This is a genomic window from Peptacetobacter sp. AB800 (genome assembly GCF_047807365.1).
Taxonomy (GTDB): Bacteria; Bacillota; Clostridia; order Peptostreptococcales; family Peptostreptococcaceae; genus Peptacetobacter.
The window spans coordinates 1-22,116 of record NZ_JBLOUI010000020.1; the positions used below are offsets into that span (position 1 = coordinate 1).

The window sequence follows — 22,116 nt, forward strand, 5'->3', positions numbered from 1 at the left end:
AAAGCGACCACACATTTTTTAATTCTTGTCAACATTTTTATAAAATAAAAAGACCCCATATTATTTCTAATATTGAGGTCTTTATGTTTTTCTACTAACTTAATGACATTGGATTTTCTGGGGCATTTTTTTTTATAATTTTGAATAGTTTTTAAAATCTTAGTTCTTATTGTAAAAGTAAAGAATGAAAGTATGCCTGAAATAAAAGCGATATTAAAAATTGATTAAAATGATTTGAAAGAACGGTTAGTCTTTGAAGATTAGCCGTTTTTTGTTGTAATTTATAGAAAAAAAGGTTAGATTGATAGTTTTTTAATATAGATTTAAATAATCTGTGGTAATTTAAAATAGAAATGAATAAAAGTTAATTTTTAAATAGTCAAAGTAAAGTATTTATTAATATTGAAAATTCTAAAATCAAATGTTATACTAAAAATGAAATCGAACTGACGGTGAGGGTGTTGTTCCCAAGTTGAAAGGCGATGTTTGCACATAAAAATATCCCCATATTATTTGGATTTTGTTCCAGACTATACAGGGATTTTTATATACGATTATTGAAAATAGACAGAATTTTGATTTAAATTTATATATTAAATATATTTTTGTTGATAGTCTATTTTTTAGAATACTGAACTTTTACATTCAGTCCTTTTATCATACCAAGCTTTCCAGATAGTGAGCTAATCACATCTGCAGGAGCATCAATGATTACACTAATGATACTTACTTCCTTTTTAGGATATGGTACACCCATTCTTCCAACGATATAGGGAGCAAAGTCGTGTAGTGTCTTATTTAGTGCATCAGACGCTTTTAAATCTTCAACAATTATCCCTATAAGTGCTATTCTTGTTTCCATAAAGGCACCTCCTCAGATTTCATTAATTAGATTTTATATTTTAAAAAGTTTATAGTCAATAGCGAAAGGAATTCAAATGAAAAACCTAATAGATAAACTAGAGAAGAATCAAATTCTTTCAAAAGAAGAGTTTGTAAGGCTTTTGGCAATTTCTGAAAAAGATGATATAGATTACCTTACAGAAAGGGCAAAGTGTATCAGAGATGATATCTACGGAAAGAGAGTTTTTATAAGAGGTCTGATAGAGATTTCAAATTATTGTAAAAACGACTGTTATTACTGTGGTATTAGAAGAAGTAATAAAAATGCCCAGAGATACAGACTTTCAAAAGAGCAGATTTTAAGTTGCTGCGAAAATGGATATGAACTAGGATTCAGAACATTTGTTATGCAAGGCGGAGAAGATGCATTTTTCAAAGACGAGGTTGTATGTGATATTGTTTCTAGTATAAAAGAAAAATATCCAGATTGTGCAGTTACTCTTTCATTGGGTGAAAGAAGTACAGAGAGCTATAGAAAAATGAAGGAAGCTGGAGCAGATAGGTATCTTTTAAGACATGAAACATTTGACAACACACATTACAACAAGTTGCATCCAGTTGAACTAGATCCTGAAAATAGAAAGAGATGTTTGAGAGATTTAAAGGCTCTTGGATATCAGACAGGAACAGGGATAATGGTTGGATCTCCATATCAGACGCTTGAAAATATAGCAGAGGATTTACTCTTTATAAAGGAATTAAATCCTGAAATGATTGGAATAGGGCCATTTATACCACATAAGGATACTCCATTTAAAGACTTTGAAAGTGGAACAATGGAGATGACTTTAAGACTGATTTCTATTTTAAGATTACTATGTCCAAAAGCTCTAATACCTGCAACGACTGCACTTGGGACAATAAGTCCACAGGGTAGAGAAAAGGGAATATTAGCAGGTGCAAATGTAATAATGCCAAATCTATCTCCAAAAGAGGATAGAAAAAAATACATGCTTTACAACGATAAATTAAGTGATGGAGAAGAGGCAGCAGAAGGATTAAATAAGCTAAAGGAATCTATGAGAAAAATAGGCTACGAAATAGTAGAAGATAGAGGAGATTGCATAGCTTTAAAGGATAAAAATTAAGATTAAATAAGAAATTATAAACTACAAGAAAACGATTATTAACTGAGGATAAGAATCTTTGGTTTAATATAATAAATTAAAAAATAGGAAATTAATTTTGCAATTATAATTATGAATGGGGGACTTAAAAATGTACAAATATGATCCAAAATCACTAAAAGCAGAAGAATTTATAAACCACGAAGAAATTCTTGCAAGTATAGAATACGCAAAGGCTAACAAAGACAACAGAGAATTAATAGACTCTATAATAGAAAGAGCTAAAGACTGCAAAGGGTTAACTCATAGAGAAGCAGCACTTCTTTTAGAATGTGACCAGCAGGATTTAAATGAAAAAATGTTTGGCCTAGCAAAAGAAATAAAACAGAAAATATATGGAAACAGAATAGTAATGTTTGCTCCTTTATATTTATCTAACTACTGTGTAAATGGATGCGTATACTGTCCATATCACCTAAAAAATAAACACATAGCTAGAAAAAAATTAACTCAGGAAGAAATTAAAAAAGAAGTTATAGCGCTTCAGGATATGGGACACAAACGTTTAGCACTTGAAACAGGTGAAGATCCAGTAAACAACCCAATAGAATATGTATTAGAAAGTATAAAAACTATTTACGGAATAAAACATAAAAATGGAGATATAAGAAGAGTAAATGTAAATATAGCAGCTACAACTGTTGAAAACTACAGAAAATTAAAAGAAGCTGGTATAGGAACTTATATATTATTCCAGGAAACTTACAATAAAGCAAACTACGAACTACTTCATCCAACTGGTCCAAAACACGACTACTGCTACCACACAGAAGCAATGGATAGAGCAATGGAAGGTGGAATAGATGATGTTGGTATAGGTGTACTATTTGGACTTGAAATGTACAGATACGACTTTGTAGGTCTTTTAATGCATGCAGAACATCTTGAAGCAGCTCAGGGAGTTGGCCCACATACAATAAGTGTTCCAAGAATCTGTCCAGCAGATGACATAGACACTGATGATTTCTCAAATGCTATATCTGATGAAATATTCCACAAAATAGTTGCTGTAATAAGAATAGCTGTTCCTTACACAGGTATGATAATATCTACAAGAGAATCTCAGAAATCAAGAGAAAAAGTTCTTGAATTAGGTGTTTCTCAGATAAGTGGAGGATCTAAAACAAGTGTTGGTGGATATGCAGAGCCAGAACCAGAAGAAGATAACTCAGCTCAGTTTGATGTAAGCGATACTAGAACATTAGACCAGGTTGTTAATTGGTTATTAGATGGTGGTTTCATACCAAGTTTCTGTACTGCTTGCTATAGAGAAGGAAGAACAGGGGACAGATTTATGTCACTTGCAAAAACTGGTCAGATAGCAAACTGCTGCCAGCCAAATGCACTTCTAACTCTTAACGAATACTTAGATGACTATGCTTCAGAAGATACTAGAAAGAAAGGTAAAGCCCTTATAGAAAGAGAATTAGAAAATATAACTAATCCAAAAGCTAAAGAAACTTGTATAAAATACTTAAATGCAATAGATGAAGGAAAAAGAGATTTTAGATTTTAATAAATTTTAATTATAAAAATATGGTGTGTCGGTATTTTTCTGACACACCATTAATCTATAAAAACATATAACAAGGAGAGAAAAATGGCTGGACTTAATGAAACTCCAAGAGCAGAAAGACTACATATAGGAATATATGGAAGAAGAAATAACGGAAAATCTTCATTAATAAATGCTATAACTGGTCAAAATATATCACTGGTATCTGATTTTGCTGGAACTACTACAGATCCTGTCTACAAATCTATGGAGCTTCATGGAATAGGACCTGTTGTGTTTATAGATACAGCAGGATTTGATGATGAGGGTGAATTAGGACAGATGAGAGTAGAGAGAACTCTTGATGCTGTGAATAAGACAGATATAGCAATTGTAGTGATTTCTGATGAAAATATAATTGGTGATAAAAATAATGATGTTAAACTAGATATTGAAATTGAAAAAGAATGGATATCTAAACTTAAAAAGGCTAAAGTTCCATATTTAGTTGTAATAAATAAAATAGACAAAATATCAAATGAAAATCTTCAATCATCTGTAGAAAAAATATCAGATGAATTAAAAATAAAACCTATATTAACCAGTGCAGTTGATAAAAAAGGTGTAGCGTTAATAAGAGAAGAGTTAATAAGACTTTTACCAGAAGAATATTCTATGAGAAGTATAACAGGTAAAATTGTAAAAGATGGGGATACTGTACTGCTAGTAATGCCACAGGATATTCAAGCACCAAAAGGAAGATTAATACTTCCTCAGGTTCAGACAATAAGGGATTTACTAGATAACAAATGTCTAGTTCTTTGCTCTACTGCAGATACTATGGAGGCGATGATATCAAAACTTGTATCTCCTCCAGATTTAATCATTACAGATTCACAGATTTTTGGAGAAGTATACAATAAAAAGCCTAAAGAAAGTAGACTGACTTCATTCTCAGTGCTATTTGCAGACTTTAAAGGCGATATAGAATATTATAGAGAGAGTGTTAAAGCTATAGAAAATTTAACAGAAAACTCTAGAGTATTAATAGCAGAGGCTTGTACTCATGCTCCACTTGAAGAAGACATAGGAAGAGTGAAAATTCCAAACAGACTTAGAAAAAAAATCGGTGAAGGACTTACTTTTGATATAGTTGCAGGAAGAGATTTTCCAAAGGACTTAAGTAAATACGATTTAATAATTCACTGCGGTGGCTGTATGTTTAACAGAAAGTATGTATTATCTAGAATTGAAGCTGCAAAAGAACAAAAAATACCTATGACTAACTACGGTGTTGTTATGGCGTATTTGGCTGGTATAATAGATAAAATAGATTTCTAGTTAAAAAAAGAAAGAGATTAAAAAATATTTAAAAAATAAATTTAATTATTAAATGTTAAAATGAATATATTTTATTAAAATATATTGAAAATATTAGAGCTTTTGGTCTATAATCATAGACAAGAAGCTCTTTTTTTATTTATAAATATTAAATTTTTCTCAAATTAAAAAAATATAGGTTTAATTAAGCTTCGAAGAGTAAAATTTAGAAAATTACTCGAAATTATAATGAAGTTAAAAAGAGGAAAGTGTGATATAATATAATGGAGTATGAATTTATAAGGAGGGATAAAATGAATTCTTCTATATTAGTAATTGAAGACGATGCTAGCATACAGGATTTAATAACAGAATTCCTAAGCGCAGAGGGATATAATGTTGATGCAGCAAATGATGGAATAGAAGGTATGCAGAAATTTAAGGAAAATAACTATGACCTTATAATCTTAGATATAATGATGCCTAACCTAGATGGATATGGGGTATGTAAGATGATCAGAAAGACATCTAGTGTACCTATAATATTCCTTACAGCTCTTAATCAGGAGAGCGACCAGTTAAAAGGATTTGAAATAGAGTGTGATGACTATATAACAAAACCATTCTCATTTAACTTACTTGTTAAAAGAGTAGAGGCTATATTGAGAAGAAGTAATAAAACAATAAATGATAACTTTATAACTTTTGAAAAACTAAAATTAAACCTAGATACATATTCAACAGAAATAGATGGAGATGTAATAGAGTTAACGCTTAAAGAATTTAATATACTAAAAGAGCTTATAGAAAAATACCCACAGGTAATAACAAGAGAAAGCCTATTAGATAGCATATGGGGATACGACTACTACGGAGATACAAGAATAGTAGATGCACATATTAAAAATATAAGAAAGAAAATAACTCTTCCTTATATAAAAACTGTAAAAGGAATAGGATACACACTTGACAAGAATATATAAGCGTTGGCAAAACATGAACATCAAGTATAAGCTGTTTTCTATAACAACAGCATTACTTGTTGCTATTGCGCTTTTAATTTACGGTATGTTGTATTTTCTATTGCCTAAGTATTATCACAGATATAAGATAGAAGCCCTTCAGGATTCTGTAAAGCAAGCTGTTGCAGCTGCAGAGAATGAGGATATAAGTCGGTTTGAAGAGGATTTGTACAGAATGTCTAAGGAGCAAAATTTAGCAATACTTCTAAGAGACCAAGAAGGTAATATAATTTATGGTAAAAATGAAGTAGTCTTTCTAAAATACAGTAAATATTTAATGAATAGCCTAAACAGCGAGTATAGATTATCTACAGAGGTAAATATTAAAGAGATGGATGAAAGCTGTGTTCTGGATATAATTATGCCTTTACAGCCCATTAATGAGGCAAATAAGGTACTTAGAAATTTAGTTCCATTTACGATATTTGCCGCAATATTGATTGGTATTTTGGGTGCATATATATATTCAAATACAATTACTAAGCCACTTATAGAGATAATTGAAAAAGAGAGACGAGAGGAAGAGAATAGGCGAGAGTTTATCGCAACTATATCTCATGAGCTAAAGACTCCTATAACGATAATAAGTGGGCAGCTTGAAGGTATGATATACAATATTGGTAAATACAAGGATAGGGATAAATATCTGAAGGAATCATATACATCTACTCAAGAGCTTAAAGATCTGGTAAATGAAATGATTGAAATTTCTAAGACAGATATAATGTCTGCATCCTTTAAACCAACAACACTTAGTGTTAAAGAACTTGTAGAGGTTATCCTAAAAAGACAGGAATTTCTTATAGACGAGAAAAATTTAAAGACTAGAGTTGCAATTAGTAGTGATGCAAAAATAAATGCTGATAAGGATAAATTCTCAAAGGCATTGTATAACATCATAAATAACGCTATAAAATATACTCCAGAAGGAGAGAATATAAATATTAGATTTATAGAAAGAGGATTTAGACCTTCTATATTAGAAGTTGAAAATACTGGAATAACAATTTCTGATGAATCTCTTAAAAATATATTTAATCCATTCTTTAGAGTTGAGAAATCTCGCTCTAGAAAAACTGGAGGAAGTGGACTAGGTCTTTACTTAACAAGTCAGATTCTTGCTAAGCATGGATTTGAGTACAAAATGACAAACAGAGGAAATGCGGTATTATTCACTATAGAATTTACAAGTAGGGACTCTTAAATCGATACAAAAGGATTGTAGCTAAATAAATGCTACAATCTTTTTTTATGCTTCCAATATAAAATAAATAACAAAAGAATAATTGTATGCTTACAAAATTAATGTAATCATACAATTATAGAGATTAAAGAAATTTACACAAACATATTTCAAAATTGTATGATATAAGTTATTATATAAGCATAGAAGAAAACAGTTTATACTGTTTTAGGAATAATTGTTTTACCGAGGGGGATAAAAAAATGAGCAATGAAGAAATAAACAAAAAAACGAGATTAATTGTACTGGCAGCATTATTGGCATCATTAGTATTTTTAGCAACAGCCTATATCCTTCATATACCAGTTGGAGGAAATGGAGGATATGTACATGTAGGGGATGCGTTTATTTACTTAGCAGCAGTATTACTTCCAACACCATATGCAATGGCAGCAGCTGCAATAGGAGCAGGACTTGCTGATATAGCAACAGGGGCAGCTATATGGGCTATACCAACAATGATAATAAAACCAATATTAGTACTTTTCTTTACAAATAAAACAGACAAAATAATAAACACAAGAAACGTTGTAGCTACTTTAGTAGCTGGTATAGTAGGAACTGTGCTTTATATGTTTGCAGAAGGAATAATGATTGGTAGTATGCAGGCGGCATTTGTAATGAGTCTTGTAGGACTTGTACAGCCTTTAGGAAGTGCAATAGTATTCATAGTAGTAGGGCTTGCATTTGACAAGGCAAAAATAAAAACAAAATATCATTTATCAGCAGCATAAATGAAGAAATAAAAAACCCTGAACAAAAGTTCAGGGTAATTTTATATACTAATTAATTTGTAATTCCATATTTTTTCTTACATACTTCTAATGCTTCAAATAAACCAGAAACGATTCTCTTTAACTGATCTTCATTGAAGTCTATGTATTTAGACATATCAAATCCTTCACTCATACCTCTGTATAGATAGTACATCTTATCAGCTGAGAACTCTGGATTTGCGTAAACAGAAACGTCTAATTTTTCAGCAAGACCTTTTCTTATTTCTCTCATCTGCTGGAAATCAAAAGCAGTATTTGCAAGAAGTGTAACATCAGAACCTTCTTTTATAGCCTGTCTTATTTCGTACATCTGATGCATGTTGAACTCTGGAGTAGCATAAGGTGCAACATCAAGGTTTATTCTAAGACCTTTTCTTATTTCACACATCTGTTCTGCATCAAAATCAGTAGTTGCGTAAACAGAAACATCGCAGTTTTCCATTAAACCATGTCTTATTTCATACATCTGTTCTTTAGAGAATTTAGGTTTTGCAAATACATCTACATCAACGTGTTTTTCAAGACCTTTTACTATCTGCTCTAATCTATCTCTATCAAATTTGTAGTTTTCCCAAGCTGTAGTATCTAGTCCATCATTTTTGTAATGAGCTATTATATTAAGCTGCTGCTGAGTTACATTTTCTCCTGATGCAAGTGCATTTCCAACACATTCTCTAACTAATTTAACTCTATCTTCAAACATATTCTCATTTGAAGGGTCAGCATAAGAAGAAACATCTATACCAGCTCTAAGTCCAAGTATAACCTGCTGTAACTGATATTCTGATAAAGCATCTATATCAAATGGAGATAAATCAAGTCCTGATTTTAAAGCTCCAAATATTTCTGCCATTTTATATCCGTCGAATTTTTTCTTTGCGTAAATAGAAACATCAAAACCTTCTTTTAAACCTTTTGATATCCAGTAAAGTTCCTGAGAAGAAAATCCTTCTTCTACATATTTAGATATATCGTTTCCGTTTTCTAACGCTTCTCTTATAGTCTGCATATCTTTGCTATCAAAGCTAGGTTTTGCATAAATAGAAACGTCCAGATTAGCTTTTAACCCAAGTCTTATTTCTCTCATCTGTTCGCTGTCAAAACATTCATCTCTGTAAACAGAAACATCAAGACCTGAACTAAGACCTTTATTTATTTCTCTAATCTGGTTTGCATTGAATTTGTTAAATTTCATTGTAATCAACTCCCAAAATTATTTTACTTATACATATTTTATAAATTGTTTAAGACTTATTATAATAATTATAATATAAAAAGTAAACGATTTCTATACATTTTGAAATTTGAAAAAATAAGAAAAAGAAAAGATATTTATTTTGTATGAGTACAATCTTAATAATGAGTGTAATATTGTACTATTATCTGAATGCTTTGAAGAAGTTATAGTATAATAGAATTATAAAAAATAACTGATAAAAATTAATTCTATAATTAATAATTTTAAGATAATGAAATAGGAGTGATAAATTATGATGACAATATTCTACCCAATAGGAGAAAGTCTTTATGTGAATCTTACAAATAAATGTCCTTGTAGATGCGTGTTCTGCGTGAGAGAAGAACATGAAACAGTAGGAAACAATAACAGCTTATGGCTAGACCATGATCCATCTATGGAAGAGATAAAAGCAGACCTAGAAAGATTTAATCTAGCTGACTATAAAGAAGTAGTGTTCTGTGGATTTGGTGAACCTATGATGAGAATGGATGACCTTATAGAAACAGCAAAATATATAAAATCTAAAGCTGATATAAAAACAAGAATAAATACAAATGGACTTGGAGATCTTATTCATGAAAAAAATACAGCTGAGTGCATAAAAGATTGTATAGATTCTGTATCAATAAGTTTAAATGCTCCAGATAAGGAAAGTTATTGCAGAGTAACTAGACCTAAGTTTGGAGAACAGTCTTTTGAGGCTATGCTTAAATTTGCCGAAGAATGCAGAGATTGTGGAATAAATATAGCATTCTCTGTAGTTGATGAGATTACTCCAGAAGAAATAGAAAAATCTAGAGAATTGGCTGAATCTTTAGGAGTAAAATTAAGAGTAAGACATAAACGGTAATAAACATAGAAAGTATAATATTTTGGAGGGAATAAATTTGAGCGAACTAAAATATGTATTTGGGCCAGTACCTTCTCGCAGAATGGGACGTTCCCTAGGGATAAGTCCTATTCCTAAAAAGACATGTAATTATTCTTGTGTGTATTGCCAGCTTGGACGTACAAACAAGATGACAAATAAAAGAGAAGAGTATTTTTCATTAGAAGATATATTATCTGAATTTGATTTTCATCATAATGAGGATAGCTATGATGTTATAACAATTGTAGGTGAAGGAGAGCCTACATTGTATTCTCGTTTGGGAGAGCTTATAAAAGAGATTAAAAAAAGATCTAACAAACCAGTTGCAGTTATAACAAATGGTGCATTATTATACGATGAAAGCGTTCGTAAAGAACTTATGAATGCTGATATTGTACTACCTTCACTTGATAGCTACAATGAGGAAATGTTTAAAAAGGTTGATAGACCTTATGGAAGGATAAAGTTTGAAGAAGTATGGCAAGGACTTTTAGATTTTACTAAAGAATATAAAGGTCAAATTTATATGGAAATAATGCTTATGAATGGCATAAATGACGATGAAAAATCTTTATTTGAATTTAAAAATCTATTAAATCAGATTAGATACGATAGACTTTATATAAATACACCTGTGCGTCCACCAGCAGAGAGTTATATAGAAGAATCTAGTAAAGAAAGCATACAAAAGGCAGTTGAGATATTAAAAGGTGTTTCGATAGATATGCTTTCATCTGTTGGATTTTCAAGTGATATAGAAGATGATTATCAGGCTGTATTAAGTATAATTGGACGTCATCCTATGAATCAGTTTGAAATAAGAAGTTTTCTTGAGTCAAGAGAAAATGAAGATATAGATAAAGTTATGCAGCAACTAAATCAAGACGATAATGTTTGTAAAATGGAGTATAAAGGTTACTGCACATATCGTTTAAAATAAACAAATAAAGGAGTATTTATAATGCATAATACAGTTAAGAAAGTAGCAGCTATTCATGATTTATCTGGATATGGAAGAGCATCTCTTACTGCAATTATTCCTACATTGTCAGCAATGGGAATACAAGTATGTCCTCTTCCAACAGCGATACTATCAAATCATACAGGGGGATTTGAAACTTTTAGTTATCTTGATTTAACAGATAATATGGAGGAATATATAAAACATTGGAAGAATATAGGAATTGATTTTGATTGCATATATTCAGGATTTCTTGGCTCTGGTAGACAGATAGATATAGTATCAGTATTTATAGATGATTTTCGCAGAGAGGAAACTCTTGTTGTTATAGATCCTGTAATGGGGGATGGAGGTAAGTTATATAAATCATTTGATTGGAATTTTGTACCTCTTATGAAAGAACTTGTTGCAAAAGCCGATATTATAACTCCCAATTTTACAGAAGCTGCATTTTTACTTGGATATAAAGAATGTCCTAAAGAAATAAGTAGGGAAGAGTTAAAAGATTGGTTAAAACGTCTTAGCGAAATGGGTCCAGAAACAGTTGTAATAACAAGTGTACCTGATGCGAATAATTCTGAATATACTAATGTTGTGACATACAGCAAAAAGGATAACCACTATTGGAAGCTTAACTGCAGATACATACCAGCTTATTATCCTGGAACAGGAGATACTTTTACAAGTGTAATGATTGGAAGCTTGTTACAAGGTGAAAATTTACCTGTATCATTGGATAAAGCAATGCAGTTTATATCTCAGTGTATAAAATCAAGCTATGGTTATGACTATCCCAATAGAAATGGTGTACTGCTTGAAAGGGAGTTACCATTTTTAAGAACAAGACCGCTTATATCAGATTATGAAACGTTATAGAAAAAAAGAATCTGTAATACTACACATCTGTTTAGTATTACAGATTTTTTATGCATTTTTTTACTTATGGCATGTTACAAAATTGTAAGGTTAGATATATAAACTGTAAGGTTAATCGATTTTTCTAATAAATATTAAACAATATAATTAAATCAAAGAAAATAATAAAAGAGAGGTCGATTTTTATGAAATACATAATAAAAACTAACAACCTAGATAAAAAATATAAAAACTTTTACAGTGTAAAGGGAGCTAACCTAAACATAAAAGAAAAAAGGATTTATGGACTTATTGGTCCAAATGGAGCTGGAAAAAGTACTACTATGAAGATGTTACTAGGACTTATAAAGCCTAGTGGAGGAAGTATAGAGATTATGGGAATGGAGATGAACGAAAAAAATAGAAGTAAAATCCTGTCAAATATAGGATCTCTTATAGAAAATCCAGCATACTACGAACATCTTACAGGCATGGAAAATATGAAAATAATGCGGAATTTGATGAACGTATCAGATGAAAATATTCCAGATATTTTGAATACAGTAAATATTTACGATAGCAGAAATAAAAAAGTAAAAGATTATTCTCTTGGAATGAAGCAGCGTCTAGGAATTGCAATGGCTCTAATCTCATATCCAAGTATATTGATACTAGATGAGCCTATAAATGGGCTAGATCCAGCTGGGATAATAGAAATAAGGAACTTAATAAAGACATTACCAGAAAAATACGGAATGACAGTAATAATTTCTAGTCATATACTATCTGAAATAGAGCATATATGCGATGATATTGCAGTGATAGAAGATGGAAAGATAATATTTGAAGATGAAATATCCGTATTAAAAGAAAAGGGAAGAGAGCAGATAGGAATAGATATTTCTGATTTAGCTTTGGCAAAGAAAATATTAAACGATAGAAAAATAGCTTCAAAAATAGAAAATAATAGATTAATGTTAGAAAAATTAAGTGATGATAAAATTGCAGAGATAAATAGAATATTTGTAGAAAATGGGCTAAAGGTTTATAGAATAGAGTTAATTAAAAAGAGCTTAGAAGAAATATTCCTTGATTTAACAGGTAAGAAGGTGAGGATATAATGAAGGTCAATATATTAAAGGGGACATATCTTGAGTTTGAAAAGATGAAAAAGAAAAAGATATTTATGATAGCATTATTATTTACTTTGGTAACAGTAGTGTGGACTATGGCTGTATCAAATAACTTTTATTCAAGAGGAGAAACATCTCCTAGCGATATGTGGCTATATGGTTTAACTTCAATAGCGCAGATAAACGCACTACTTTTACCAATTTTCTTATCAATAACAGCATCTAAAGTATCTGAAATAGAGCATAGAGGAGCAACGTTGAAGATTTTACTTACTAGACAGAGTAGGGCAAATTTATACGTATCAAAATTTGTGTACTGCGAAATAGTAGCTACTTTATGTACATTAGTACAGTTTTTAGGGTTTATTGCAGCTACATATTTCTCTGACTTCTTTGAAGCTGTACCAGTTTCATTAATGATACAATCAGTATTTGCTGTGGTAGTAGTAAATACAATGCTTATAGCGATATTTTTATTAGTTTGTATTTCTATAAAAAATCAGGTATATGGTGTTGGTTCTGGATTACTTTTAGGATTATTGGGAATAATATCTATGCTATTTCCAAGAAATATAGCAGGATTTATTCCAAGCTATTATTATATGGATTTAATTCCTGCGAGAATGATTATGGGTGCTAAAAGAATAATAGGATTTGAAGTATTACCATTTGATTTGGGTACAATAGGAATTGTCATGGTATTTAGCCTATTCTTAATAGTTGTCGGATTAATGTTTTTCAATAGAAAAGAGGTGTAGAATATGCTTTTTAGATGTATAAAATCAGAAATTATAAAGTTAAAAAGAAGTGGTATAGTCCCTGTTTTGATAATAATTCCATTGATTGCTGTTTTCATGGGTACTGGAAATTATTATATGAATATAGGTGTACTTCAAAATAAATGGTACAGTCTTTGGACTCAGGTATCTTTGTTTTATAGTTACTTTTTCTTTCCGGCATCAATTGCATTAATCTGCTCTTATTTGTGTAAGTTAGAACATGAAAATTCAAATTGGAATAAAATTTTAGCAGCTCCGATAAAAAGAAGAAATATAATTATATCAAAACTTGTATCAGCGACAATTTTAATATGTTTTTCACAGATTATGGTTGCAATATTTTATATAATCGGTGGGAAAATAGTGGGATTAGATTTAAATATACCTAAAGAATTGATACAGTGGATTTCTCTTGGAGCCGTTGCTGGAATATCTGTAGCAGCGGTACAGTTATTTATATCTATGAATGTGAAGAATTTTGCAGTACCTGTTGGAATTTCAGTATGTTTATCCATATTAGGACTTAGATTTGTTATGGCAGAAAAAGCATTTACCATTCCATATTCGTTAGTAATATACAGCATGAGTGCATTGAAACCTGGTGGGTTTGGTGGAGATGTAATTGCAAAAATATTAATAACATCGATTTTATTTACTATAATATTTGTATCGATAGAAAATATTATTTTAAAAAGAAAAGATATATAGATAATAAGTAGATAGATATAAAAATATAAATAACAAAAAGTAATTAACAAATAACTAAAATTTATTAAGAACAAAATTGTAAATATTAATTATACAATAAAAAATAAAATTAAAAAATTCTGAAGGAATTTAATATAATTTATAGAATATCTTAAATACAGATATTATATAAAGGAACTTGATAGCTATGGAAAAGATAAAGGTATGGACAAAGCAAAACAAAGACGTTCTTGAGCAGCTAGAGAGAGATGGAAGATATATAGCTAGGAAAGAATATATAATAAAAGATCTTCAAGAACACGCAGATTTAGTTCTCGATGTGTATGGATGGCTTTCGAGAAGTGGTCCACTTTCAAAAGACAAGCCAAAAGATGTAAGTTATCCTATTTGGGTATCTTTCAAAAAAGATGCGACAATGATGAACGACGAAAATTCTGTGATACTAGAACTAGAGTTAGATCCGAGTACTATAACTCATGTAAATATAGAAAAATGGGGAATGATTTTAAACTATTCATATATTCCAGCAGATGAAGCTGATGCTAAAAGACATAGACAGCTTTTAGCGGACTATGGTGTAAGTGATGCACAGGCGTATATGAGTAGATTCTATCCACAGATAAAAATGGAAATTATGAGTAGTTGGTCTAGGCTATTTGACGATAATGTAAAGGCAAATAGCGATGCATGCTACGGAAATATTTGGGAGGTGAAGGAAGAATGGATTACTCAAATAATAAAATAACTTTGTATGCACTTCAGGCAGATCCTGTTATAGAAGCGATAAAGAAAGATGGTGTGTGTTTTTCTAAGAAAAAATACGTTGAAAAGAAGTATGTAGAAAGTGCAGCTGTATTTACAACTGTGTATTCTTGGTTTGTAAATGAAGCTGGCAGGTTTGCTAAAAAGCCAGAAGGAGCTGAGTATCCGTATTGGGCCTTTAAAGACCTATACAACGTAGACCAAGCAAATGGAGGAAATGTATTGAAATTAGAAGTTCCACTAGATGAGGTAGTTCTTTTCGATGTTAGAGATTGGAATAGGATTATGTGCTTGAAGTATTTGGGAAAAGATGAAAAAGAAGAAGCTACTTTTAGGGAAAAAATTGCTCCTTATGGTGTGTTAGAAACTAAGATAATGTTGACTAATTTTTATCCTGATTTAAAGAGGGAAGTAATGGATAGTTGGCAAAATCTTTTTAGAAATGAAGATAAGCTAAAAAATGGTGAGGATGTCACTAAAAACGGCATACAAGCTGGACTTTGGCAAATAAAAAAAGAATGGATAGTAGAGGGATTATAATAAAAAGGACAATAGAATAACTGCTCTGTGCTCCAGTCCTCAGCGCCCCATCCTATTATGTAACACATTTATAGGATGGGACGCTTGCGGAATTGTCGACATAGAGCAGTTATTTCTATTGTCCTTATTTTATTTACTTGTTACAAGATGTATCGGAAAATTATCTGGTACATCTTTTTTATTGGAAAAATTATATATAAATATAAGTAAAGGAAAAAAATAAACGTAAACTATGCATAAATAGAAGATATAGGTTGCATAAAATCGATTTCAAATGTGGCACTTTTATGTTTTCTTTGCCACAATGAAGGAAAAATTTTATAATTGCGGCAAATTAATGTGGTAATTATAATAAAGTTATAATAATCCTAGGAGATGAAGTAAAGTGATCACATTAAACGAAAGACAAAATAGTATTTTAAAATACTTATATAATAAAAAAGATTATACAACGATAAATGAAATATCAAAAGAATTTAAAGTTAGTGTAAGAACAATTAGATACGATTTGGATAATATAGAATATACGCTGAAGGATAATGAAAAAATTTCCTTAGTTAGAACGCCAAGATACGGTATCAAGTTGGAATTCAAAGGAAAAAGAGATATATTGACATTTTCATCGATTTTCGATTGCGTGGAAATCAATTCGCCAGAGGATAGGGTAATTTTCATAGCGATAAATCTTTTGATAGGAAATAGTAAAGTTGAAGAATTGTCAAATATGCTTTCAATAAGTAAGAATACAGTTGTATCAGATTTAAAGAAAGCTAAGAAGATATTGAATAACCTAAGAATAAATGTAATTTCTAAGGCATACGTTGGAACTTGTATAGAAGGAGATGAAGAAGATATAAGATATGCTTTCATCAATCTATACTATAAAATTTCAAACTCAGACAATTACAAACTTCTAAAAATGATTATAGATGATTTTGATTCGATAAAAGCAGATATAGAAGAAAGAATACATAAGATAGAAAGTAGACTTTCTCTTGAGTACTCAGATACATCATTTAAAGAATTAATTATCATTATAATGTACTGCTTTATGAGAATGGGAGAGTATTCAAACTTTAATTATAGTGAAGAATATATACATGAAAAAGAGCAGGAAGAAGAATTCGAGGCCATACAATACGCATTTGCTGATAAAACAGAGGATAAGAAAGAGATTTGCTACTTAATGAAGTGGTTTAAAAGTGCAAAGGTCATGAGTTTTATAAATGATAAATCTGATGTAAAAATGGATGGTAATAAATATCTAGCAATGAGAATAATCGAAGACATGGAAAAATACACCGGAATAGACTATTCAAATGATTTTGATTTTGTAAATTCGGTTGTAATGCACTTCAGTGTGGCAATGTACAGAATGCAAAACAACTTTAAGATTGAAAACCCATTAAAAGAAGATATAAAAATGAGGTTGGGGATAATTTACCAAATAACAGAAGATGTTATGAAAAAATACGAAAGTGAAATCGGGGTAGAATTTCCTGACGACGAGGTTTCTTACATGGCTATGCACTTTGGAGCAGCCTTTGAGAGAAAAACTCAAGAAATATTTGATACAAAAGCACTGATAGTTTGCAACAGTGGACTAGCTACAGCAGGACTTCTAAGTGCGAGAATGGAAGTAATGCTTCCTCAGATACAGGTTGAAGGTGTCTGTAGATTAAATAACTTAGAAGATGAGTTAAAAAACAAGGATGTTGATATTATAATTTCCACTGTTCCTATAAGAAATACAGATATTGAATATGTTGAAGTTAACCCTATGCTTAATATAGATGACGTTTTAAAGCTTAAAAAACTAGCATTTAATAACGTATACGAAAAAAGTAGTGAATATCTTGTTTCTAAGTACAAGGGAGATAAAGTATCATCAGTTGCAGAAATTATTAAAAAGAGCAATGCAGCCTTTTTATACGATGCAGATAACTGGAGAGATGCAATAGCAGAAGCGTCAAAACCACTTATAAAATCTGGAGATATAAAGGAAGAATACGTAGACGATATGATAAAGGCAATAGAAGATCTTGGTACATATATGGTATTCATACCAGAAATAGCATTTGTACATGCATCTAATAAGAATGTTGTAAACAATGCTGTATCGATGCTAACTCTAAAAAACGAGATTTATTTCGGTGACAACTCAGAGGTGAGAATTAAGTCCATAGTTGTTTTAGCAAACAAGGATGAAAATAAAAATCTAATTGAGTTAATCAATATACTAACTAAAAATAATAATGCAGATAAATTTAAAAATGCAGAAAAATATTTTGACCTAAAAATTATGGTTTAGACAATTTAGTCAGGAGATAGAAAGATGATAGTAAAGGTAATAGATGAAGTTAAAAACTATGAAGAAGCGATAAAACTATCTTGTGATGAATTAGTTAAAAATGGCTCTATAGAGGATAGATATTATGACGCAATATTAGCTAAAATAGAGGAGTTTGGGGCATATTTTTGCATAGCAGACCATATAGCAATGCCTCATGCAAGACCAGAAGATGGAGCATTAAAAACTGATTTATGTGTATTAAAGCTTAACAAAGAAGTAGATTTTTTAGGAAAACCTATAAAAATATTCTTCACAATAACAGCTGTAGATAGTTCTTCTCATATAGAAACGATAAAAAAATTAGCTGAAATATGTATGAACAAAGAAAAAGTAGAAAAAATATTAAATTCAAACAATGAAAAAGAAATTATGGAGGTAATGTAATATGAAAACAATAATGGCAGTATGTGGATCAGGATTAGGATCAAGCTTTATGGTGGAAATGAACATAACAGATATATTAAATGAATTAGGTGCTTCTTCAGAATATCAGGCATCTCACAACTCTTTAGCAGATGCTACAGCAGATCAGGCTGAAATATTCGTAACAGGAAAAGACTTAGAAGCAAGTGCTTCTCATCTTCCAAATCTTATAGTTTTAGATTCTCTTTTAGATAGAGATGAATTAAAAGCTAAAATAAAAGAAAAAATAGGGTACTAAAAAAATAAATAAAGGAATTGGTTATTAAAAGGATTGGTTATTAAAAAGTAATAAACTTTTATTAACAAAGGAGGAAAAGATGAACGGAATATTAGGCGATATAGTCGATTTTATACAGGAACCCTCAGTTCTAGTAGGTATTATAGTTTTAGTAGGTCTTTTACTTCAGAAAAAAGCATTTGAAGATATAGTAAAAGCTACTTTAAAAGCAATGGTTGGTTTCGTTGTAATATCAGCATCAGCAGACGTAATATCAGCATCATTAGCACCATTTGGTGAGATGTTCCAGTACGGATTCAATATAAATGGGGTAATACCAAACAACGAAGCAGTAGTTGCACTTGCTATACAGGACTACGGTCAGGCAACAGCACTTATAATGGCATTTGGTATGCTTGCTAATATATTAATAGCTAGATTTACAAAATTCAAAAATATATTCTTAACAGGTCACGTTACATTATACATGGCTTGTATGGTAGCAGTTATACTTTCAGTATCAGGAATGACAGGTGTACAGTTAGTATTTACAGGAGCTTTAGCACTTGGAATAATAATGGTACTTTCACCAGCAATGTGTCAGCCTTTTATGAAAGATGTAACAAAAAATGATTCAGTTGCATTAGGTCATTTCTCATCAGTTGGTTACGCTTGTGCAGGATTAATAGGTAGAGCAGTTGGTAAAAACTCTAAATCAACAGAAGAAATGAACGTACCAAAATCTTTAAGCTTCCTTAGAGATTCAGTTGTTTCTATATCAATAACAATGTTAATACTTTACATAGTAGTTGCAATAGCAGCAGGTGCAGAATATGTTGAAACAAACTTATCTGGTGGACAGAACTTCATAGTATTCTCAATGATGCAGGCATTAAAATTCGCAGCAGGATTTATACTAATCCAGAACGGTGTTAGACTTGTTCTTAATGAAATAGTTCCAGCATTCAGAGGAATAGCTACAAAACTAGTTCCAAATTCAAGACCAGCACTAGACTGTCCTATAGTTTTCCCTTATGCTCCAAATGCAGTACTTGTTGGATTCATAAGTTCATTTATAGGTGGTATAGTATCAATGTTTGCACTAGGTGCTATGGGACTTACAATAGTAATACCAGGTGTTGTTCCTCACTTCTTCTGTGGTGCAACAGCAGGGGTATTTGGTAACGCAACAGGTGGTAGAAGAGGTGCTATACTTGGAGCATTCTTCAACGGTATATTAATATCATTCTTACCAGTTGGATTATTACCAGTATTAGGTAACTTAGGTGTTGCAAACTCAACATTCTCAGATGCAGACTTCGCAGTAGTTGGTATAGTTCTTGGAAAACTACAGCAGTTCTTCGGAGGAAATGGAGTAACAATAGCTTTAGTAGGTATAGTTGCACTAATGGTTGTATACTCAATGATATCAGGAAAGAAAAAAGCTACAGAAGTAGCAGAATAATATAAATTGGGGTGTCGCAGAATTCTGTGACATCCCTTCTTTATTTTGGGAATGTTGTAATAAAGAAGAAAAGACTAGTTAAATTTTGCTCCAGGCTTCAGCGCCCCATTCTATTATGTAACACATTTATAGGATATGGGGCGCTTGCAGAATTGTTGACATAGAGCAGTTATTTCTCTTGTCCAATTTAAATTACTTGCAACACGAGATGTTCAATAGGTGAGATTATAGGAAACATTCTTGGAGCATACTTAGGTATAAATGGAATAAATAAAAAATTTTTAGATAAACTAGAAATTAGAGAAGTTATAGAAAATATGGCTAAAAGATTATATGATTAAAAAATAATATATGAAATGAAAATCCAATTTGATTTTACGATTAGTCAAGTTTTTATTTATTGTATTATTTGATATAATGTATCAAGAGGAGTTGATTATATGTTACATGTTTATTTTGGTAGAGATACTATAGAAAAAGGTTTCGTTTGGAATCCAGATAAATATTTCGATTATAATTTTGAACGAGAATGGTTTAGTAATCCGGATGTTATTCAAATGGTTAAAGATATTGATGATTCAGATGTTATTGCTGAAGGTATAATAGACAGTCCCTATTTAGGTCTAATAACTCCTAAAGATTTATCAGGAGGTGTTAAGACATTGATAATGATGCTTATGACAGATAAACATTTTAATGGAACTGCCTGTGGAAATAATTGTGCAAAATGGATACTTAAAATTGCACAAGAGAAAGAGTTATTTGTAAATTTTAGACATATTATGGATTTTGGATTTGGAGAATTTAAAATACATATTTTGAATAATGATACTTACGTTACAAATATGTTAGATTTTTTAATAGTAGCGGAAGAGTTTTTAGGTGGTGAATAATATGCTCGGTAAGGTTAAAGTGTCTATTCAAAGTGCTAAAATTGGGTATGAATTTGAGTTAGAAAGAAATATAACTATTATAACAGGAAATAGTGGAAAAGGTAAATCAGTATTAGTACAGATGGTAAGAGATTCACGTGATCCTTCTATAGGTATTAAAATTGACTGTTGTAAACCATGTAAAGCTATTAATGACGATAATATAGAAAAATTAAATGAAATAGAAGATACCATAATTTTCATTGATGAATTTGATACTAATATTACAAGTAAAAAATTTGCTGAATATGTAAAAAAGAGCAGTAATTATTTTGTTATTGTAACTAGAGAGAATTTATATCAATTACCATACAGTATAAAATCAATATATACTATAAATAATAGAAATAAATACAGCAAGACTACTAAAACATATAATGAACTTGTCCCACTATATGAAAATCATATCTCTAAAATATTAGATGATGCTAGTCTTATTATAGTAGAAGATGGTGGCGCAGGATATTCTTGTTTCTCTAAGATTTTTGGAGAAAATAAATGTGAAACAGCAAATGGTAATTCATCAGTGTTTAAAACTATATCAAAGTTTTCTAAAATTCATAAAAATATAGTTATAATTGTTGACGGAGCAGCATTTGGAGCATATATGGATGCATGTTATTATAGAGTATTATATAGTTTAAATTTAACTATATGTGCACCAGAGTCTTTTGAACATTTATTGCTATCTACTGGTAAATACGATGAACTCGTCCCAAATTTAAAAGACTATATGAGTTTACCACAGATAAGTTCAATATTAAAAGAACCATATAAATATGTTGATAGTAAGGAATTTGAAAGCTGGGAACAATTTTTCACAGCAATATTAATATCAGTATCTAAACAAATTAAGGAAGACTATAATAAAGGTGTAAATGGCGATTACTTTTCAGATAGTACTTTATTTGGAATAAGAAAAAAATTATTAGAACAAGACTTTTATAATAGAAACTTTGAGAAATAGTAACTTCATAATAAAAAAACTACT

The 22,116-nt window shown here is 30.5% G+C and carries 22 protein-coding genes; 20 read left to right on the forward strand and 2 right to left on the reverse strand.

The window, feature by feature from the left end; translation table 11 throughout:
- Window positions 1–616: 616 nt before the first annotated feature.
- Window positions 617–862 (reverse strand): TM1266 family iron-only hydrogenase system putative regulator, encoded by a 246-nt coding sequence (locus ACK2WN_RS07065; RefSeq protein WP_118548886.1) that lies wholly within the window; start codon window positions 860–862, stop codon window positions 617–619.
- Between the two features lie 76 nt (window positions 863–938).
- Between ACK2WN_RS07065 and hydE the strand changes: the two genes are divergently transcribed.
- The 6 genes from hydE to ACK2WN_RS07095 all read left to right on the forward strand — a co-directional run bounded on the left by hydE (window position 939) and on the right by ACK2WN_RS07095 (window position 7,844).
- Window positions 939–1,991: a [FeFe] hydrogenase H-cluster radical SAM maturase HydE gene (gene hydE, locus ACK2WN_RS07070; protein ID WP_329999518.1), complete on the forward strand. Its 1,053-nt coding sequence runs from the start codon at window positions 939–941 to the stop codon at window positions 1,989–1,991.
- A 130-nt stretch (window positions 1,992–2,121) separates the two neighbouring features.
- Complete coding sequence (gene hydG, locus ACK2WN_RS07075) at window positions 2,122–3,546, forward strand: [FeFe] hydrogenase H-cluster radical SAM maturase HydG (protein WP_416155224.1); 1,425 nt, start codon at window positions 2,122–2,124, stop codon at window positions 3,544–3,546.
- Window positions 3,547–3,630: 84 nt separating this feature from the next.
- Window positions 3,631–4,866, forward strand: a complete 1,236-nt coding sequence (gene hydF, locus ACK2WN_RS07080; RefSeq protein WP_416155225.1) for a [FeFe] hydrogenase H-cluster maturation GTPase HydF — start codon at window positions 3,631–3,633, stop codon at window positions 4,864–4,866.
- 293 nt (window positions 4,867–5,159) lie between these two features.
- Window positions 5,160–5,828, forward strand: coding sequence for a response regulator transcription factor (locus tag ACK2WN_RS07085; protein ID WP_416155226.1), 669 nt, complete (start codon window positions 5,160–5,162; stop codon window positions 5,826–5,828).
- Between the two features lie 13 nt (window positions 5,829–5,841).
- Window positions 5,842–7,071 carry a sensor histidine kinase gene (locus ACK2WN_RS07090; RefSeq protein WP_416155227.1) on the forward strand — a complete coding sequence of 410 codons (1,230 nt, stop codon included), beginning with the start codon at window positions 5,842–5,844 and terminating at the stop codon, window positions 7,069–7,071.
- A gap of 242 nt (window positions 7,072–7,313) precedes the next feature.
- Window positions 7,314–7,844, forward strand: coding sequence for a TIGR04002 family protein (locus ACK2WN_RS07095; RefSeq protein ID WP_416155228.1), 531 nt, complete (start codon window positions 7,314–7,316; stop codon window positions 7,842–7,844).
- Between the two features lie 52 nt (window positions 7,845–7,896).
- Here ACK2WN_RS07095 and ACK2WN_RS07100 read toward each other — a convergent pair whose 3' ends face one another.
- On the reverse strand, window positions 7,897–9,081 hold the full coding sequence (locus ACK2WN_RS07100; protein ID WP_416155229.1) for a hypothetical protein: 1,185 nt from the start codon (window positions 9,079–9,081) through the stop codon (window positions 7,897–7,899).
- A gap of 295 nt (window positions 9,082–9,376) precedes the next feature.
- On the opposite strand from ACK2WN_RS07100, the gene ACK2WN_RS07105 reads away from it, so the two are divergent.
- From ACK2WN_RS07105 to ACK2WN_RS07170, 14 genes are all read left to right on the forward strand, one after another.
- Window positions 9,377–9,976 (forward strand): TIGR04100 family radical SAM protein, encoded by a 600-nt coding sequence (locus tag ACK2WN_RS07105; RefSeq protein ID WP_416155230.1) that lies wholly within the window; start codon window positions 9,377–9,379, stop codon window positions 9,974–9,976.
- Between the two features lie 37 nt (window positions 9,977–10,013).
- Window positions 10,014–10,937 (forward strand): radical SAM protein, encoded by a 924-nt coding sequence (locus tag ACK2WN_RS07110; RefSeq protein WP_300530178.1) that lies wholly within the window; start codon window positions 10,014–10,016, stop codon window positions 10,935–10,937.
- A 21-nt stretch (window positions 10,938–10,958) separates the two neighbouring features.
- Window positions 10,959–11,834: a pyridoxamine kinase gene (locus tag ACK2WN_RS07115; protein ID WP_416155231.1), complete on the forward strand. Its 876-nt coding sequence runs from the start codon at window positions 10,959–10,961 to the stop codon at window positions 11,832–11,834.
- A gap of 185 nt (window positions 11,835–12,019) precedes the next feature.
- The gene (locus ACK2WN_RS07120; RefSeq protein ID WP_416155232.1) at window positions 12,020–12,934 is read left to right on the forward strand and encodes an ABC transporter ATP-binding protein; all 915 of its coding nucleotides are present in this window, start codon (window positions 12,020–12,022) and stop codon (window positions 12,932–12,934) included.
- Window positions 12,934–13,704 (forward strand): ABC transporter permease, encoded by a 771-nt coding sequence (locus tag ACK2WN_RS07125; RefSeq protein ID WP_300530172.1) that lies wholly within the window; start codon window positions 12,934–12,936, stop codon window positions 13,702–13,704. Before ACK2WN_RS07120 ends, ACK2WN_RS07125 begins: the two co-directional genes overlap by 1 nt.
- Before the next feature lie 3 nt (window positions 13,705–13,707).
- A complete protein-coding gene (locus tag ACK2WN_RS07130) occupies window positions 13,708–14,433 on the forward strand; it encodes an ABC transporter permease (protein ID WP_416155233.1) in 726 nt (241 codons plus the stop codon).
- 187 nt (window positions 14,434–14,620) lie between these two features.
- A complete protein-coding gene (locus tag ACK2WN_RS07135; protein ID WP_416155234.1) occupies window positions 14,621–15,178 on the forward strand; it encodes a DUF3841 domain-containing protein in 558 nt (185 codons plus the stop codon).
- Window positions 15,154–15,735, forward strand: a complete 582-nt coding sequence (locus ACK2WN_RS07140) for a DUF3841 domain-containing protein (protein ID WP_416155235.1) — start codon at window positions 15,154–15,156, stop codon at window positions 15,733–15,735. Before ACK2WN_RS07135 ends, ACK2WN_RS07140 begins: the two co-directional genes overlap by 25 nt.
- A gap of 385 nt (window positions 15,736–16,120) precedes the next feature.
- A complete protein-coding gene (locus tag ACK2WN_RS07145) occupies window positions 16,121–18,046 on the forward strand; it encodes a BglG family transcription antiterminator (protein ID WP_416155236.1) in 1,926 nt (641 codons plus the stop codon).
- Between the two features lie 24 nt (window positions 18,047–18,070).
- Window positions 18,071–18,472, forward strand: a complete 402-nt coding sequence (locus ACK2WN_RS07150; RefSeq protein WP_300530164.1) for a PTS sugar transporter subunit IIA — start codon at window positions 18,071–18,073, stop codon at window positions 18,470–18,472.
- A 1-nt stretch (window position 18,473) separates the two neighbouring features.
- On the forward strand, window positions 18,474–18,749 hold the full coding sequence (locus ACK2WN_RS07155) for a PTS sugar transporter subunit IIB (protein ID WP_006439487.1): 276 nt from the start codon (window positions 18,474–18,476) through the stop codon (window positions 18,747–18,749).
- 79 nt (window positions 18,750–18,828) lie between these two features.
- Window positions 18,829–20,193 (forward strand): PTS ascorbate transporter subunit IIC, encoded by a 1,365-nt coding sequence (locus tag ACK2WN_RS07160; protein ID WP_329999588.1) that lies wholly within the window; start codon window positions 18,829–18,831, stop codon window positions 20,191–20,193.
- 440 nt (window positions 20,194–20,633) lie between these two features.
- Window positions 20,634–21,086: a DUF4869 domain-containing protein gene (locus tag ACK2WN_RS07165; RefSeq protein ID WP_270839408.1), complete on the forward strand. Its 453-nt coding sequence runs from the start codon at window positions 20,634–20,636 to the stop codon at window positions 21,084–21,086.
- A 1-nt stretch (window position 21,087) separates the two neighbouring features.
- Complete coding sequence (locus tag ACK2WN_RS07170) at window positions 21,088–22,092, forward strand: hypothetical protein (RefSeq protein WP_270839410.1); 1,005 nt, start codon at window positions 21,088–21,090, stop codon at window positions 22,090–22,092.
- Window positions 22,093–22,116: the final 24 nt, after the last annotated feature.

What these genes read in the sequence shown, in the direction of transcription:
- ACK2WN_RS07065 (WP_118548886.1), bottom strand. Translation starts at nt 862, where the DNA reads ATGGAAACAAGAATAGCACTTATAGGGATAATTGTTGAAGATTTAAAA.
- hydE (WP_329999518.1), top strand. Translation starts at nt 939, where the DNA reads ATGAAAAACCTAATAGATAAACTAGAGAAGAATCAAATTCTTTCAAAA.
- hydG (WP_416155224.1), top strand. Translation starts at nt 2,122, where the DNA reads ATGTACAAATATGATCCAAAATCACTAAAAGCAGAAGAATTTATAAAC.
- hydF (WP_416155225.1), top strand. Translation starts at nt 3,631, where the DNA reads ATGGCTGGACTTAATGAAACTCCAAGAGCAGAAAGACTACATATAGGA.
- ACK2WN_RS07085 (WP_416155226.1), top strand. Translation starts at nt 5,160, where the DNA reads ATGAATTCTTCTATATTAGTAATTGAAGACGATGCTAGCATACAGGAT.
- ACK2WN_RS07090 (WP_416155227.1), top strand. Translation starts at nt 5,842, where the DNA reads ATGAACATCAAGTATAAGCTGTTTTCTATAACAACAGCATTACTTGTT.
- ACK2WN_RS07095 (WP_416155228.1), top strand. Translation starts at nt 7,314, where the DNA reads ATGAGCAATGAAGAAATAAACAAAAAAACGAGATTAATTGTACTGGCA.
- ACK2WN_RS07100 (WP_416155229.1), bottom strand. Translation starts at nt 9,081, where the DNA reads ATGAAATTTAACAAATTCAATGCAAACCAGATTAGAGAAATAAATAAA.
- ACK2WN_RS07105 (WP_416155230.1), top strand. Translation starts at nt 9,377, where the DNA reads ATGATGACAATATTCTACCCAATAGGAGAAAGTCTTTATGTGAATCTT.
- ACK2WN_RS07115 (WP_416155231.1), top strand. Translation starts at nt 10,959, where the DNA reads ATGCATAATACAGTTAAGAAAGTAGCAGCTATTCATGATTTATCTGGA.
- ACK2WN_RS07120 (WP_416155232.1), top strand. Translation starts at nt 12,020, where the DNA reads ATGAAATACATAATAAAAACTAACAACCTAGATAAAAAATATAAAAAC.
- ACK2WN_RS07125 (WP_300530172.1), top strand. Translation starts at nt 12,934, where the DNA reads ATGAAGGTCAATATATTAAAGGGGACATATCTTGAGTTTGAAAAGATG.
- ACK2WN_RS07130 (WP_416155233.1), top strand. Translation starts at nt 13,708, where the DNA reads ATGCTTTTTAGATGTATAAAATCAGAAATTATAAAGTTAAAAAGAAGT.
- ACK2WN_RS07135 (WP_416155234.1), top strand. Translation starts at nt 14,621, where the DNA reads ATGGAAAAGATAAAGGTATGGACAAAGCAAAACAAAGACGTTCTTGAG.
- ACK2WN_RS07140 (WP_416155235.1), top strand. Translation starts at nt 15,154, where the DNA reads ATGGATTACTCAAATAATAAAATAACTTTGTATGCACTTCAGGCAGAT.
- ACK2WN_RS07150 (WP_300530164.1), top strand. Translation starts at nt 18,071, where the DNA reads ATGATAGTAAAGGTAATAGATGAAGTTAAAAACTATGAAGAAGCGATA.
- ACK2WN_RS07155 (WP_006439487.1), top strand. Translation starts at nt 18,474, where the DNA reads ATGAAAACAATAATGGCAGTATGTGGATCAGGATTAGGATCAAGCTTT.
- ACK2WN_RS07160 (WP_329999588.1), top strand. Translation starts at nt 18,829, where the DNA reads ATGAACGGAATATTAGGCGATATAGTCGATTTTATACAGGAACCCTCA.
- ACK2WN_RS07165 (WP_270839408.1), top strand. Translation starts at nt 20,634, where the DNA reads ATGTTACATGTTTATTTTGGTAGAGATACTATAGAAAAAGGTTTCGTT.
- ACK2WN_RS07170 (WP_270839410.1), top strand. Translation starts at nt 21,088, where the DNA reads ATGCTCGGTAAGGTTAAAGTGTCTATTCAAAGTGCTAAAATTGGGTAT.